Below are 15,262 nucleotides of genomic sequence, written 5' to 3'. Positions count from 1 at the left end.
AAGATACCATAAAGTTTTATAATTTCACTGCAAATTTTGGCATAAAAAGTTTTTATTGACACTTTTTCGTCATTGACTTTATAATGAAATTAACTGAAAATTTTTTACCGAATTGTTTATAATACTTGCTTATTTTACATAAAAGGGTTAGCAGTGCATCGCTGTGACTATATCGCAGAGGTGAAATGAGAACCTACAAGTAAAAAATAAGTAATGGTTTGAAATAATCGGTATATTTCTTTTATGAAGAAGTATACCGTTTTTTTACGCAATTTTTGCTATACTTAAGAGATGGAGGTGGGTGCTATGAATAAGAAGAAAGGACTTCTTGAATCTGAGATTAGCAAAACATTAACGCAATGGGAAAAAGAATATTTGGGTAGAGGTTCTGTTCAAGTTAAGACCGACATTCTAAGAAATCTACTAATCATTCAACTAAAAGGTATTCTAACACCTGCTGAACAAGCGTTAACAAGATCTGAAACTGGTATGCTAGCTGTCAAACGCAATCGATCAGAACTGATCGAAACAGGCAGTGCGGACCTAAAAAAGCTCATTCACGAAATGACGGGTGTAGAGGCAAGGTGCTTCCATACCGATATAAGCACTAGAAGTGGCGAGAGGGTCATTGTCTTTACTTTGGCTGAAGACTTAGAAGCCAAATTAGAAAATTAATTAAATATATTGGGAGATTTATTTCAATATCTATTGATACGGAAATAATAGACCAGCCTGTATGATGATTTCTACATGGCTGGTCTTTTTCTGTTTAAATGGTTGCCCTAAATCATGAAACAGTAAGGAGTGGAGAACATAATGTTACAAATGGTTATAGAGAATTTACTAAACCCGGCTGTACTCTTTTTTGTCCTCGGTATGGTAGCGGTTGCCCTTGGCTCCAATTTCACATTTCCTAAAGCACTTGGGGAAACATTAAGCTTATACTTATTAATTGCGATTGGTTTAAAAGGCGGAATTGAACTTTCACAGTTTTCAATTACAGAAGTTACTAAGCCAATACTAGGTACTATATTTTTAGGTACTCTTACTCCGATCCTTACTCTTATCTACTTAAGAAAAATTGTTAAGCTTGATACAAAAAATGCAATCGCTTTAGCCGCGACTTATGGATCTGTAAGTATCGTCACCTATGGTGCAGCTGCAGCTTTCTTAGAAAACCGAGCAATCAATTATGAAGCGTTTATGAATGCGATGGTTGTATTAATGGAAATACCTGCAATTTTAATAGCACTTGTCTTACTTGAATTCTTAAAGGGTCGAAACACTGAAGAGACATCGGTTCGTAGAGTTGGAATTGTTGCACCTGCCTTTTCGTTTAAGTTAAGTAAAGAGCAACTACGTGAATGTTTCTTAGGTAAAAGTATTTTGTTGCTAGCTGGAAGTTTAGTCATTGGAATGATCATTGGATTAGATGGTAAACCGTTAATTCAACCACTATTTATTGATTTGTATCCAAGTATGCTGACATTGTTCCTATTGAATATGGGTCTTATCGCTGGGCAGCGGTTAGCCGTTGTTCGTAAACATGGCTTAAAATTACTTTCTTTTGCTCTAATCATGCCGATCGTTTATGGAGTGTTAGGTGTATTTGTTGGTATGGCTTGCGGATTATCAGTTGGAGGAGCAACACTAATGGGTGTATTGGCAGCTAGTGCCTCGTATATTGCAGCACCAGCAGCTATGAGCGCATCGGTACCAGATGCAAATCCTTCGATTTATTTAGGGTTAGCACTCGGGATTACATTCCCATTTAACTTAACTTTAGGTATCCCTATCTTTTACTCAATTGCACAGTGGTTATACTAAACTTAGAACATTGTAATGGAGGCGAACCTTATGAAGAACACTTTAATCATTAGTAATTGTAATGAGTCTATACCTCATATTATAAATGCACTAGAAAAAAAAGAAGACGAAGTTTCAATCATTAGCGGGTACCAACCGTATATCGTTCACCCTTATGACTCTTTACTTCGAACCATCGTAATGGCTACTCATAAACATGAAACAAAAGAAGTAATATTTGTTAGCGCTAAAAAACAGCGTGCCAATTACAATGAGTCTGAATGGACAGAATTAAACCTTGAACAGCAAGCTATTGACTTGATTAACTATACGTTAAACCATCATAATACTGACTTTGGTCACTGGCTTAGTGAGCAAGATGAAGTTGAAATGTTGCGTAAAAGTATTAATTACTTGAAAAAACATCCTTTATTGCCTGCAAGCGTTGAAGTGAAGGGAATAATTTGGGAAGGTGAAACCATCCAAGAAACCGCATAGGCTGCTGAATTTCTTTACCAAAATAGAGTAGGCGCATGAATATATTCATGCGCCTCTCACAGATCCGTACGTGCGGGTCATCGCATACGGCTCCTCCACGATTATCCCCTTTGGAGGTGATGTTCATTGTATATTTTCACAAGTGAGACAAGTTGGATTTCTTGAAACCTTTCATTCGGAATTGCGACATGTACAGCTGGCGATAGTGAACTTCGCCATCTATTCATGCGAAAACGAGGTAGCTCGCCTTTCCAGTTTCTCCTTCGGAGTTCCCTGTGGAGTTTCTTGATGGTTCGCCAACTTCTTAATTGAACCGCTCGTAGCCTTCTTCGTATCCAACTATCTATTCTAGTGAATAGTCTCTTCACATGAAAGTGACCAAAATAATTTCCCCATCCCCTTAGATAAGGGTTAAGTTTGTCTTTAACCAGCTTCTCAATATTGATTGTCTGATTTCTTTTGGTTATGTCCTTTACCTTAGTCTTGAACTTCTTTAATGCTTTCGCAGATGGAGTAACCCAGTATCCAGCTTTAAATTCATGTCCAAGGAATTGGAATGATTCCTCAAGGTTATTGACAATTTTAGTTTTGTTAGGGTGAATAGATAGACCAAGTTCTTGTTCAAGTAACCTTGTCACTGACTTCAGGACCCTTTCGGCTCCTTTTTGTGATTTACAACATATGACAAAGTCATCCGCATACCTAGAAATTCGATGTCCCCGTTCGGTCATAATTTCATCAAGTGGGTGTAAATAGATGTTCGCAAGTATTGGACTAATGACACCACCTTGTGGAGTTCCCTTTTCATTGATTTGAAAACTACCTCCATCCATTATACCCGCTTGAAGAAAACTTTCGATTAAACGAATGACGCTTCCGTCTACTACTTCTTCTCTGACTAATGAGATTAACCTTTCGTGTGGGATCGTGTCAAAATAAGCTTGTAAATCCGCATCAATGACATATACATAACCGTCTAGTAGATCTCTTCGTATTTTCTCTAATGCCATATGCGCGCTTCGGTTTGGACGAAATCCGAAGCTACAATCAAGAAATTTAGCCTCATAAATTGGTTCTAGAATTCTGCGTAAAGCTGATTGTACAACTCTGTCTCTTACGGTAGGTATGCCAAGAGGTCTTTGAGAACCATCGGGTTTTGGAATGTAAACACGCTTGACAGGTCTTGGTGTGTATTTCTTTTCTTTCAATTCCTTGTGAAGGATTTGTACATTATCCTCCAATTCTATCTCGAATGTTTTAATAGAAACTCCATCAATTCCAGCACTGCCCCGATTTTTCTTTACCTCTTTAAATGCTTCCTCCAAGTTTGATATAGCCCATACTTTATCCATTAGGCTGTACCACTTTTTCTTTTGTGAAGTTCCTACTCCCTCACGAAAGCTTCTCTTATTTGTCTTCTCGCTCATGCTCGTGTTCCTTCCCTTAGTTCCGTTCGGATGACTAGCACTTGGCATTTTCCGAACTTCCCTTAAAGTACTCCGCCCCAAACGGTCTACTTCCTATTCGACCCTGGTTCTACGGCTGTAACCTCCCCAGCTTCTGTTTGGACATTGCGGGATTAAACAGATAGATATACTTTTCTTCCATGGACAGACAGGCTTCGCATCAAGTCCCTTCCTTTTGGGTAAGGGCTTGTCTTAACAACATATGTTAAGTCACTCGCCCTTGCGACTTTTCAGACGAGCTTTTTCACTACTATCCCCTGCTCTGACTTCTCACCACCCATAGTTTCAACTTACCCATCGCGAGCTTGTTTGAAATTTACCAAAGGTTGGGGATGATGAGATCTCCTTGGGTCACGTCATCGAACTTTCTCTCGAAGCCAGTCCTCCTAACTTGCAGAACCCGTTTGTGGTTTTGGACTTTCCCACCTTTTGCAGGGTTATCCGATTCTGCCAGCGAACATGGTTTAGTCGCCTGTTCCGAGATTTGCCTTCAAGTCCTCCGCACATTACTTCACAGCCATGCACTACCTGTCAGCTATACACTTTCGCCACTTCGACGTGTTAGGGACTTTCACCCATTAGCTCGAGCGCTGCCAAGCGCACAAAAGACTTGAGATTTTGTACCTCAAGTCTTTTTGCGCTCTTCAAGATTTTTAGAACTCACCAGCGATCGATACTTGCTAAAAACCGGGGAGATCTTTTCGCATATTGTTCTTCCATTCTTTGCAACCCACGAATCCCAACTAATTGATTATTTTTTCCTACCACTTTTAAATATCCATAAATACTCACATCTAAAAAGAGTGCCTCGTCTTTTTTCGTCGTGACGTACAAATCATCAGCTAACATATATTTACTTCCAAAAGGATCTTCAAACACTTGATTTTTCACAATATGCTTAGTTTCAAAGTTGTCAAATCCATAATCAAATAAACGGTACATATCACGATACGCATGTTTAGATGATGGTGCATTCAACGTCACTGCGATTAATTCAGTTTCTCCTTGCTGAACAGAAGTAACTAACGTGTAACCGGATTTTTGAACATAACCATTTTTAATACCAGTAGCTCCTTCGTAGTTCCATAGCATTCGGTTATGGTTATAAATCGTTGTTTCCCATCCCTCACCGATCCACGACAACTCTTTCGTGCTGACAATTTCTCGGAACATATCATTGTTCATCGCATATTTTGCAATCTTCGCCATATCATATGCCGTCGTGTAATGCTCTTCATCGAATAAGCCATGCGGGTTAGTGAAATTCGTGTTTTCCACTCCGACCTTATTACGCACAAATTGATTCATTTTTCGAGCAAAATTCTTTTCATCTTCTGAAATGTGTTCAGCTATGGCTAACCCCGCATCATTTCCTGAACTGATTAAAAGTCCTTGAACGAGCTTTTTTAGCTCAACTTCTTCTCCTTCTAAAAGGTATACACGGGTACCAATCACTTCACGTGCATTTTTACTTACAGTAACGGTATCAGATAAATTAGCTTCCTCTATGGCTAGGATGCCTGTAATAATTTTTGTAATGCTAGCAGGATACATTCGCTGCTCACTGTTTTTTTCATAAAGTACTTTTCCAGATTTTCCATCTATTAATATAACAGCTTCACTAAAAAGATCTTCCGAAAAATCAACTTTTACAGAAGCGTTAACTGTTCCATTTCCAATTAAGTATAAAGATAAATATAAGATCAACACACCACCAATTTTCCTTAACATGCTTTCCCTCCTTTTACCTAAATTATAGTATAGTAAAAAAATAGTGATTTTTGTGTTAATTTATGATGACACTTTGATTACAACAGAAAGAAGACTGACCTATAATTGTCAGCCTTCTAAACTATTTTACTAACTACTATAATTACCCCTTAAACATTTGCACGAAGTATTTACCTTTAAAGCAGGCAAACCAACTCTAGCACGTTCTTCATTTACTAAGTTGACCATTTGTTGTTCCACGACTACTTCAATGTAGCATAAAAAAGAGTGAAATCGATGTAACATCTTTCCATTTTTACGATTTTCACAATATCTCACAATCTGATCGAGCTCTTTAAATAAAAGAATTTATTGTACTTTTAATGTTTTCGTTTCTCTTTTTTTTCTGAAATCTTAGAGACTATTACACAATTAGTAATAGATTCGTAATATACCTCTCAAACACTTGTCCCATAAAGGTTTTTTGAACCTTCTCTATTAATTGGAAAACATCTCCTAAGGTAATCAACTCTAAATCTTGTTAGCCTAGGTTGAGAGCTTGCTAGAACAAGAGGAGGAATTACAACATGAAAAAGAAAATTTGGTTATCTAGTTTTATCGTTACTGTAACTTTGTTAGTATTTGGGTTTACATCAACTGCAGATGCAAATTCAACTCATACCGTACGATCTGGAGAAAGTTTATGGACCATTGGAAACCATTATGGTGTTCCTATAGCATCTATTAAAAGAGCAAACAATAAAACATCAAATATGATTTTTGCTGGGGAAAGGTTATCGATCCCTGCTAGTGTATCAGCTAGTGATAGAGATTTAATGGCACGTTTAGTTCGTGCTGAGGCTGAAGGTGAGCCGTATGCGGGGAAAGTTGCAGTTGCAACTGTTGTACTAAACCGTGTAGATCATAAAGAATTCCCTAATACTGTTCGTGGTGTAATTAACGAAGTATCCAATGGACATTACGCATTTTCACCGGTACAAAACGGTCGAATTAATCGAGCCGCTGACGCTCAATCTATTCGTGCGGTTAATGAAGCTTTAGCATTCAGAGGACAAGGTTCTGGTTCACTTTTCTTCTATAACCCACGTATCGCAACAAACCATTGGATCGCTACTCGTCAGCATACAATTACAATTGGTAATCACGTATTTGCAAGATAAGCGATCTTAAAGGCGCATTGGATTAATTTCTTCTCCAATGCGCCTTTACATATTATAAGAAAAAGATAATTAACTGAGATGCAATCGCTACGAATATTAGTGCAAAAGGATAGGCTGCTGCATAAGCTATCGCAGGGTCATTAGAGTCAATGAGTTGATTTACAGCACCTAATCCAGGGGTACTTGTCATTCCCCCGCAAAGTGCACCTAATGAATGAATAACACTTAGCTTAAATAAACTTCTCGCAATAAAATAGCCTAAAATGATCGGGGTTAATGTAATCACTGTTCCCCCTAATACAAGTCTTAGTCCTTCGGTTTGAATGACTTCTACAAGGCCTTGTCCCGCTGTTGTTCCAGCCCCCGCTAAAAACAGGACGAGCCCGAGATCCCGTATGACGGCATTAGCAGGTTCATAATATCGTGCTTGTATTGGTCCTAACTTGCCAAAGTGGCCGATAATCAACGCAACAAATAGCGGACCACCCGCAACACCTAGTGTAATCGTACCTAGACCAGGCAGATAAAATGGTACCATCCCAACTAAAATACCGAGGATTAAAATAATACTTAGAGAAAAGATATGTACGTTTGTAACTGTTAATTTTCTTCTAGTGAATAGCTTCTCGACATTATCTAATCGATCTTCACTACTTACGATTGTTAATACGTCTCCGCGTTCTAAACGCATTCTTGGACTTTGGTTAAGCTCAATCCCGTTTCGCTCAACACGAGTAACAGTGATTCCATAATCTCTACGTAAGCGTAATTCCCTAAAACTTTTCCCAATCATCTCATCCGAAGCGACTATTACTTTCCGAAGTTTTATGTTATCCGCATTATTAAGATCTACATCTACTTTTTTACCTACGTGTTGACAGAACTTCTCAAGGTCTGTTTTTTTTCCTACCGTAACGAGTTTATCTCCTATTAATAAAACTGTATCATTTAGCGCAATAATTGTTCGTTGGTTACGAATCACACGACTAATCACAACAGAACTAACTTTTGGAAACTTCAATTCACTTAATGTTTTTTTGTTAATTTGTGAATTAGTGACTTCTATTGTCATGACTTCTGGTGATTCATTATTACGAACTGGATTATTAGCCTCATTTAAATCTTGAACGAGATCAATTTTGCTTAATCTAGGTAATAACTGAACAAATAATACGACAGCTAAAACACCAAAAGGATAGGCAATCCCGTACCCAACTGAAGCAAGTGGGTCATTCGTTGCTTGAAGAGCAGCTGCCAGTCCCGGGGTACTTGTTAAAGCACCTGTCATTAGCCCGACACTAAGTGCTGGTGACAGATTAAATACTTTTGATACGATAATTGTCGTTACAACAGAAACGAAGACAACCAGTAAAGCGATTATACCGAATACCAAGCCATTTGTACGCATCATTCTAAAAAAACGTGGTCCTGCTTGCAGACCTACAGCAACAATAAATAAACTAAGCCCAAAACTTTGGACAACCTGTGACACCTCATATCCAAAGTGACCAAATACCATCGCTACAAGAAGCACTCCTGCTGTTCCTAATCGCAAACCTTTTATACTTAACTGTCCGAACCATGATCCTAAAAATAATATGACAAACAATAATAGTAGTGGTTCTTGAAGCAATGCAGCGACGAATGTCATTTTGATTTCCTCCAAATATGATCATAAAGCTAAACCAACTCTTAATCATACTCTGTCCTAAAAGAATGAATTTTTCATGAAGTTGTTCGAACCACATAAAAAAGTTTTAGTGGTAACTGGAGAATTGCAATTCCTATTTAGGGATAAAAAAGAAACGAAAATCGATAAGATTAACGCCTCCATTTTTTGCGGTTTCTCTTTATTATTTGTCTACTTTTGAAATACTAATCGCTTTAGATTGTCCGGGGTATGATTCTAAAACAATATCATATTCTACCAACACTTTATCTCCCACATGAAGGTTGTTCAACAACCCTTGTTCCTCAACTTCAAACCAAATCGCTCCATATCCTTCATTAAGAACCTCATCTAAATCAAGTGGATCTAATTGATCTTTCGTCATATTTTCAATGACCAGTATTTGACTCTCTTGTTTTTCTGCAATTAATCCTGTCATCTCTGAAAGTTTAGTCTCTTCCCCCAGGCCACAGCCGACGAATAGAAAGACGAAAACGAGAAATAATGCTCCTAACTTTTTCATGGAAAACACTCCTTCAGTGGATTTCTTTAATACATTTGACGTATTCGCTCATACAAAGTTACAAGTTAATGAAAAAATTTTACCTTTCGTGAACGTTTTTTACTTTGTGATCGTCATAGTTTTAAATAAAACACAGGTGGTGAACAATCTAATGATTGTAGTTAAACAAATTAATAAATCATTTGGAACTCACAAGGTAATAGAAGATATAAGCTTTTACATTAAGAAGGGACAAATTGTTGGTCTGATTGGTCCAAATGGTTCTGGAAAGACAACATTGATCCGCTTAATGAACGGTATTATTGGTACGAATGGTGGAGTGATACAAATTAACGGCTTCTCGCCAAATGAAAATGGTGATGACGTCCGGTCCTTTTGTGGGACAATGACAGAAAATGCCGGTTTGTATGAAGAGATGACCGGTCGTGATAACTTAAATTTTTTTGCTTCCCTCTATCTAAATGTAGATCTAGAAAGGATAGAAAAATTAATTCACCTTTTTCATTTAGAACCTTTTATTGATCGTAAAGTTGGAACGTATAGTACAGGAATGAAAAAACGGATCGGTTTAGCAAAAGTTTTACTTCACCATCCAAAAGTTTTATTTCTAGATGAGCCTACAAACGGATTAGATCCTGACGGTATTCGTCTCGTTCTTTCCTATTTAAAACAATTAAACCAAGAGGAAAATACGACCATTGTCATTTGCTCTCACGTCCTTGAGCAGCTGGAAACCGTATGTGACCGCTATATTTTTATTGAAGAAGGTAAAAAAATTGAAGAAGGTACAAAACAGGAATTAGAGGAAAAGTATCTACATGAAATTCAGTTAAAGATTACCGGTGATTTCCCGCTTTCTTTGCTAACAGACTTACACATTAGTATTACTAAAGAAGTCGATGGGATTAAACTTTCCCTTCCAGACCTTGACACTGTTTCTAACGTCTTAAAACAAATTACAGATCGCGGAAAACTGTATTCTGCAGAAATTTTAAACAATAATTTAGAAGCACTATACTTTACAATTAGAAGGAGTAATCACCATGAATAAAAAAGCGATGTGGTCCATTGCCGTTAAAGATATGAGAGCTATTACGTCAAACATTCAAATTTGGTTACCGATGCTCATTGTTCCACTCATTTTGGGCGTTGTCCTTCCTAGCGCCTTACTGATCACGGCTAGATTTTTTGATTTATCCATGGTTGGAAACACAGATATGATTGTAAACGTTATTCAGGACCTTCCTGAAGGTGGATTGAAAGAGTCAATAGAGGTCCTCCCTACTCTTAACCATCAACTTATATATTTTTTCATGCTCTATGGGTTTACACCCATGTTTATGCTTATCCCAGTAATGGCTTCAAGTGTGATTTCTGCAAATAGTTTTGTCGGTGAAAAAGAACGAAAGACGTTAGAAAGTTTGCTTTTTGCTCCAATCTCCATGAAGACTATTTTTGTTGGAAAAATACTATCAGCCTTTATTCCTGCTGTTACTATTACTTTTTTTACATCCATCTTATATGGGATCGTTACAAATATCATTGCTTATCCTTTGTTTGACCAAATGATTTTCCCTACGTGGGGATGGGTTATTCTAATCATTTGGATTACACCATTGCTAAGTTTACTAGTCATTTTGTTTAATATTATTATTTCAGCTAAAGTAAAAGGATATCAAGAAGCATATCAGCTTGGCAGTATCATTGTTCTTCCGATTGTTGCACTAGTCGTCAGTCAATTAACGGGGTTACTGTTTTTGAGTAATATTATGTTGATAATAATTGGTTTCGTGCTACTCTTCATGAACATCGTCTTTTTACAATTTGCTGCCAAATGGAATGATCGATTTCGTTTATCGGAACAACAAATTTAAGGAGCTGTCTCTCGCAGCTCCTTAAGTTTTCTCATTTTTTTCTTTTTTGCTTCAACGATTGCCCCAATATTTCGATAAAATGAATAGAGGGGGAGAGAATTATGAACCGAATTACAAGAGTTTCTTCTTTACGTGCGAATCGAATTCGTGCAAACTACGTCAATCGAATGAGTGCACAACATGTTAGTAAGATAGAACCGTTAGCTCCGGTGGAAAAAGGGAAAAATAACAGTGAACAACCTTCTGAGAATTATTTAGATTCCTATGACCGTTACTATGAAAAGCTCAATGACTTAAAAAAAGAGTTTAAGACTTTTTATCATCGTGAACAAGAATTACTTACTGCCATAAATGATCTAGACATACATGAGCAAAAAATTGTTAAACATACTGATAATTTAATTACAAAGTATAATCAAGCACTCCAAGCCCTCTATTCTTTCGATCAAGCGGTTAGCGGTCAGCACGTTATAAACGTCCGACAAACGTTACAAACGTTTCAATCCGAAATGAAGCAGTTGGGAATTCATGAAAATGAATTAGGTTATTTATCTTTTGAGCCTAAAAGTTTTGTAAACTTTATTCGAAACGATGAGTCTAATTTTGAAGAATTACTTATTCAATTCAGACAGTTGATTATCGAAAGCTATAAATCATTGACAAAAATTCGCATATCCAATGCACAGATTAACCCTTACGAACCGAAACCATTTGAATATAAAGGTCTTATTATTGAAGAAGAAACATAATATGCCCATCCTAAAAGCATAGATTTCCATTATCGGGGAGGATAAACCAGTGCAAATCATTATTTCACACGTGAATACAGATTTTGATGCATTAGCATCCATGCTAGCCGCGAAGAAGCTTTACCCTAATGCAAAACTAGTCGTTTCTGATAAACAAAATGCGGCCGTCAATCAATTTTTAGCAATATACCGCGATAGTATCGACTTGATCCTAGACCACCTCATCGACTGGTCCGAAGTTACAGAGCTCATTTTAGTAGACGTGGCTTCACTTGAGAGAACAGGGAATTACGCAAAAGAGATCAACACAAAAGATGTCAAAATCACAATCTATGATCACCACCCACCGCAAAATGGCGATGTAAAAAGTAAAAACGCTTCAATTGAAATGGTGGGCGCTACCGTAACTTTATTAATTGAAGAAATTAGAAAACGCTCGTTACCTGTCTCCTCCTTTGAAGCGACTGTTTTTGGTTTAGGTATTTATACAGACACCGGATCGTTTACTTATTCCAACACAACTTCAAGAGACCTAGTGGCAGCAAGTTTCTTAATGGATCAAGGAATGAATTTAGAAATCATTCAACGCTTTTCGGATCAAATGTTATTTCAACAACAGCAAGAGATATTTAACCAACTTCTTCTGCAGTCAACGGAATTTGAAATGGACGGCTTAAACATTATAGTTAGTTCCTATCGACAGAAAAAGTTTCAAGGCGGCTTATCAACATTAACGAGAAAATTATTAGAAACTACAGGTGCTGACGCTGTTCTAATAATTGTAGAAATGCAAAAACGGGTTTATATTGTCGGAAGAGCTAGCTCTGACCGAATAAACTTTCTGCCACTCGTTACGGATTGGGGTGGCGGCGGACATGAAAAAGCAGCATCTGCAACACTAAAGAAAGTAGATTTAGAAGCTGTCGTTCCACAAGTCATCAACAAATTGGAACAAATACTTAAGCCAGCTATTACAGCTCGAGTGATCATGGCAAGCCCTGTTAAATCAATTCCTCCAGAAATGACGATCGAAGAGGCTGCGATCTTGATGTACCGTTATGGACATACAGGTTTCCCGATTGTAAAAGACGACGAATTAGTCGGCATTATTTCTCGTCGTGACTTAGATAAAGCAACACATCACGGACTAGGGCATGCACCTGTAAAAGCTTATATGAGTTCTAAAGTGATCTCTATTCGTCCTGATACTTCTTTAGAAGAAATTCAGACGACCATGATAAAGTATGACATCGGTCGATTACCTGTTGTCGACCAAGGAAAACTAGTTGGAATCTTATCACGTACAAACGTCATCGAAATTTTACATAATCAAGCGTTAAAAGAAGACTTACAGCAATCTGCTATGAATGAATTGCATAACAACTTGCGGGCTAGAATGAAAAATCAATTACCAGAAGATGTATTTGTATTATTAAAAGAAATTGGGACGACAGCTACCAATTCGAATACTTCCGTTTTTTTAATTGGCGGGATCGTTCGAGATATTATTTTAGGGCGTCCAAACGACGATATAGATATTGTTGTAGAAGGAGACGGTATCGATTTTTCTAAACGATTAGTTGAAGACTACGGTGGTGAAGTCAAAACACATGAAGACTTCGGGACTGCAACTTGGACTCACCCAACAGGACTCAAAATCGATATTACTTCTTCAAGACTTGAATATTATGACCATCCAGCTGCCTTACCTGACGTTGAACATTCAACATTAAAGGAAGATTTATACCGTCGTGACTTTACAATTAATGCCATGGCCATCTGTTTAGATCAAAAAACGTTTGGTCAACTAGTAGATCCGTTTCAAGGCAAGACACACCTTGAAGATAAAACGATTAAAGTTTTATATAATTTAAGTTTTATTGAAGACCCGACTCGAATTTTACGAGCTGTGCGTTTTGAAACGCGTTTTCAATTTTTAATGGATGATCATACGAAAGAGTTGGCACTCATTTCAATTGATAAAATGAAGGCTTTATCAGCAACTAGAATTAACCATGAGTTGGAAAAACTTTTTTCTGAGGATCACCCTTCACAAGCTCTTAAACGACTATTTGAGCTTGAGTTTTGGCAGCAATTTGGCATTGATCGATCTCAATCATTACAGTGCTTTACACATGCTAAGCACCTTGAACAATTTTATAAAAAAAAGGATTCTTATAAAAATTTGAACCAGAAGCCCAGTTGGTTTATGTACTTCTTAATCCCGTTTTATAATGAAAACGACCTTCAAGCTGCTCAACGGTTTGCTTTAACGAAAAAAGACAATAAATTATTGAAAGAGGTTTCCGATCTAAAATCCCATAATTCTTGGCAATACCTTTCTGATATAGGTAAACTGCACCGACTACTAAAACCATATTCGGAGGAGTCTATTGTATTTTTTATTACAAATGAACTTCCATACCGAGAACTTGTCATGAACTATTTACAAATACGTGAAAGCCTTCCAACTTACTTAACAGGCGAAGATTTGAAAAACTCAGGTCTTAAACCAGGTCCCTTATTTTCTTCTGTATTATTAGACCTTGAAATTGCCGTTTTAAACAACGAAGTCCAAAATAAGGCACAAGCATTTGAGTGGCTTAAAGAAAAAATAAATGAACGAAACTAACTTAGTATTCGTATAAAAAGTAAAGCAACTTGATCTCTTTCCGATTTCAAAAAAAGGAGTATCTTTCATGGGTGAAGACCAATTAATTAAGGAAGCAAAGAAAGGAAATAAGAAGGCTCTAGCCATGCTTTTACAGCAACATTATTCTTTTTTAAAGCATTATCTCATCAAAGTGACCTTGCAACCGTCTCTCGCTGAAGACCTCACCCAAGAAACAATGATAAAATGCATTGAAAAAATTAATCAATATAATGGAAAAGCAAAATTTTCAACTTGGCTCATCCAAATTGGAACCAATCTATTTATTGATTCGCTGCGAAAAAAAAAGACAGAAGCCAAATGGTTGAAAGAACAACAATATGGTGAACTCATGAAGAAATCATCTAACGATCAGGATAGGAAATGGCTTGAAACAATGGAACAACTGTATCAATTATCCGAGGAGTACCGCCTTCCGCTCATTTTGAAACATTATTATGGCTATTCTTACGAAGAAGTCGGCCGTCTTCTTACTATCCCTGAAGGTACGGTAAAATCAAGAGTTCATAGCGCTATTCAACAGCTTAGGAAGGAGTTGAGTAAAGATGAAACACCCTAATCATGAAAAAGAATTAGAGCAATTTGAAAAAGATGTGCGTGATTCGTTACTAAAGCTTGAACAAAATGTCGAAGTTACTCCACCTTCTATTCTTGAACTTGAACAGCTAGTTGAAACGGTACAAACTGATCAAAAGAAGAGGCACTATCAGGAGTTACTCCTTTTCTGGGGAATTGCTCTTTTCATCGTGTCATTTGTTCTATGGGGTTATGCCAACTTCTTTTTTATTACATTTCTCGGACAAATAGCGATGATTGTTTGTTTAACCGGCTACTTTTTCTATCGTTTGAAGAAAGCCTCTCTTCTAAAGAAAGGGATCCTTAAATGAATGTACAAGACTTAACGATTTATCATTGGTTCATTATTGCTGCTTTACTAATTATTCAAAGTACCTGGTTATTTATCGATGCTAGAAAACGAGGACATAATCGCTGGTTTTGGGGGATTTGGGGGCTTATCCATACACCTCTTCCTTTAATCGTATATTTATTATGGTCGAGAATTATCGTTAAAAAACTTCATATGAAAAGAGGCTGATAAGTATCAGCCTCTGATT

General features: G+C 37.2%; 15 protein-coding genes. 11 read left to right on the top strand and 4 right to left on the bottom strand.

The features are described from left to right. The first annotated feature begins 306 nt into the window (after positions 1 to 306). From ACNSTQ_RS06145 to ACNSTQ_RS06135, 3 genes are all read left to right on the top strand, one after another. Positions 307 to 675: a DUF2294 domain-containing protein gene (locus tag ACNSTQ_RS06145; RefSeq protein WP_418198970.1), complete on the top strand. Its 369-nt coding sequence runs from the start codon at positions 307 to 309 to the stop codon at positions 673 to 675. A 141-nt stretch (positions 676 to 816) separates the two neighbouring features. Then, the gene (locus ACNSTQ_RS06140; RefSeq protein ID WP_418198969.1) at positions 817 to 1,827 is read left to right on the top strand and encodes a sodium-dependent bicarbonate transport family permease; all 1,011 of its coding nucleotides are present in this window, start codon (positions 817 to 819) and stop codon (positions 1,825 to 1,827) included. A gap of 30 nt (positions 1,828 to 1,857) precedes the next feature. Then, positions 1,858 to 2,304 (top strand): hypothetical protein, encoded by a 447-nt coding sequence (locus tag ACNSTQ_RS06135; protein WP_418198968.1) that lies wholly within the window; start codon positions 1,858 to 1,860, stop codon positions 2,302 to 2,304. A gap of 101 nt (positions 2,305 to 2,405) precedes the next feature. On the opposite strand, the gene ltrA is transcribed toward ACNSTQ_RS06135, so the two are convergent. Then, positions 2,406 to 3,656 carry a group II intron reverse transcriptase/maturase gene (gene ltrA, locus ACNSTQ_RS06130; protein WP_418198967.1) on the bottom strand — a complete coding sequence of 417 codons (1,251 nt, stop codon included), beginning with the start codon at positions 3,654 to 3,656 and terminating at the stop codon, positions 2,406 to 2,408. Between the two features lie 774 nt (positions 3,657 to 4,430). After that, positions 4,431 to 5,501, bottom strand: coding sequence for a D-alanyl-D-alanine carboxypeptidase family protein (locus ACNSTQ_RS06125; RefSeq protein WP_418198966.1), 1,071 nt, complete (start codon positions 5,499 to 5,501; stop codon positions 4,431 to 4,433). 566 nt (positions 5,502 to 6,067) lie between these two features. Here ACNSTQ_RS06125 and ACNSTQ_RS06120 point away from each other — a divergent pair. Then, positions 6,068 to 6,661, top strand: coding sequence for a cell wall hydrolase (locus ACNSTQ_RS06120; protein ID WP_418198965.1), 594 nt, complete (start codon positions 6,068 to 6,070; stop codon positions 6,659 to 6,661). A 52-nt stretch (positions 6,662 to 6,713) separates the two neighbouring features. Here ACNSTQ_RS06120 and ACNSTQ_RS06115 read toward each other — a convergent pair whose 3' ends face one another. Continuing rightward, a complete protein-coding gene (locus ACNSTQ_RS06115; RefSeq protein ID WP_418198964.1) occupies positions 6,714 to 8,312 on the bottom strand; it encodes an aspartate:alanine exchanger family transporter in 1,599 nt (532 codons plus the stop codon). 202 nt (positions 8,313 to 8,514) lie between these two features. Further along, on the bottom strand, positions 8,515 to 8,853 hold the full coding sequence (locus ACNSTQ_RS06110; RefSeq protein ID WP_418198963.1) for a DUF3221 domain-containing protein: 339 nt from the start codon (positions 8,851 to 8,853) through the stop codon (positions 8,515 to 8,517). A 151-nt stretch (positions 8,854 to 9,004) separates the two neighbouring features. Here ACNSTQ_RS06110 and ACNSTQ_RS06105 point away from each other — a divergent pair, with 151 nt between their 5' ends. From ACNSTQ_RS06105 to ACNSTQ_RS06075, 7 genes are all read left to right on the top strand, one after another. Then, the gene (locus ACNSTQ_RS06105) at positions 9,005 to 9,904 is read left to right on the top strand and encodes an ABC transporter ATP-binding protein (protein ID WP_418198962.1); all 900 of its coding nucleotides are present in this window, start codon (positions 9,005 to 9,007) and stop codon (positions 9,902 to 9,904) included. Next, positions 9,897 to 10,727, top strand: coding sequence for an ABC transporter permease subunit (locus ACNSTQ_RS06100; protein WP_418198961.1), 831 nt, complete (start codon positions 9,897 to 9,899; stop codon positions 10,725 to 10,727). Before ACNSTQ_RS06105 ends, ACNSTQ_RS06100 begins: the two co-directional genes overlap by 8 nt. 101 nt (positions 10,728 to 10,828) lie before the next feature. After that, positions 10,829 to 11,476, top strand: coding sequence for a hypothetical protein (locus tag ACNSTQ_RS06095; RefSeq protein WP_418198960.1), 648 nt, complete (start codon positions 10,829 to 10,831; stop codon positions 11,474 to 11,476). Positions 11,477 to 11,525: 49 nt separating this feature from the next. Further along, positions 11,526 to 14,108 carry a CBS domain-containing protein gene (locus ACNSTQ_RS06090; protein ID WP_418198959.1) on the top strand — a complete coding sequence of 861 codons (2,583 nt, stop codon included), beginning with the start codon at positions 11,526 to 11,528 and terminating at the stop codon, positions 14,106 to 14,108. Positions 14,109 to 14,175: 67 nt separating this feature from the next. Further along, on the top strand, positions 14,176 to 14,706 hold the full coding sequence (gene sigY / locus ACNSTQ_RS06085; RefSeq protein WP_418198958.1) for an RNA polymerase sigma factor SigY: 531 nt from the start codon (positions 14,176 to 14,178) through the stop codon (positions 14,704 to 14,706). Further along, positions 14,693 to 15,034, top strand: coding sequence for a YxlC family protein (locus ACNSTQ_RS06080; RefSeq protein WP_418198957.1), 342 nt, complete (start codon positions 14,693 to 14,695; stop codon positions 15,032 to 15,034). Before sigY ends, ACNSTQ_RS06080 begins: the two co-directional genes overlap by 14 nt. After that, positions 15,031 to 15,243 (top strand): sigmaY antisigma factor component, encoded by a 213-nt coding sequence (locus ACNSTQ_RS06075; protein WP_418198956.1) that lies wholly within the window; start codon positions 15,031 to 15,033, stop codon positions 15,241 to 15,243. The genes ACNSTQ_RS06080 and ACNSTQ_RS06075 overlap by 4 nt, the downstream gene beginning before the upstream one ends. Positions 15,244 to 15,262: the final 19 nt, after the last annotated feature.

The organism is Alkalihalobacterium sp. APHAB7, from assembly GCF_048323755.1.
GTDB lineage: Bacteria > Bacillota > Bacilli > Bacillales > Bacillaceae_F > Alkalihalobacterium.
The sequence above is the reverse complement of the archived record's forward strand: the minus strand, read 5'-3'. Positions and strand labels throughout refer to the sequence as shown.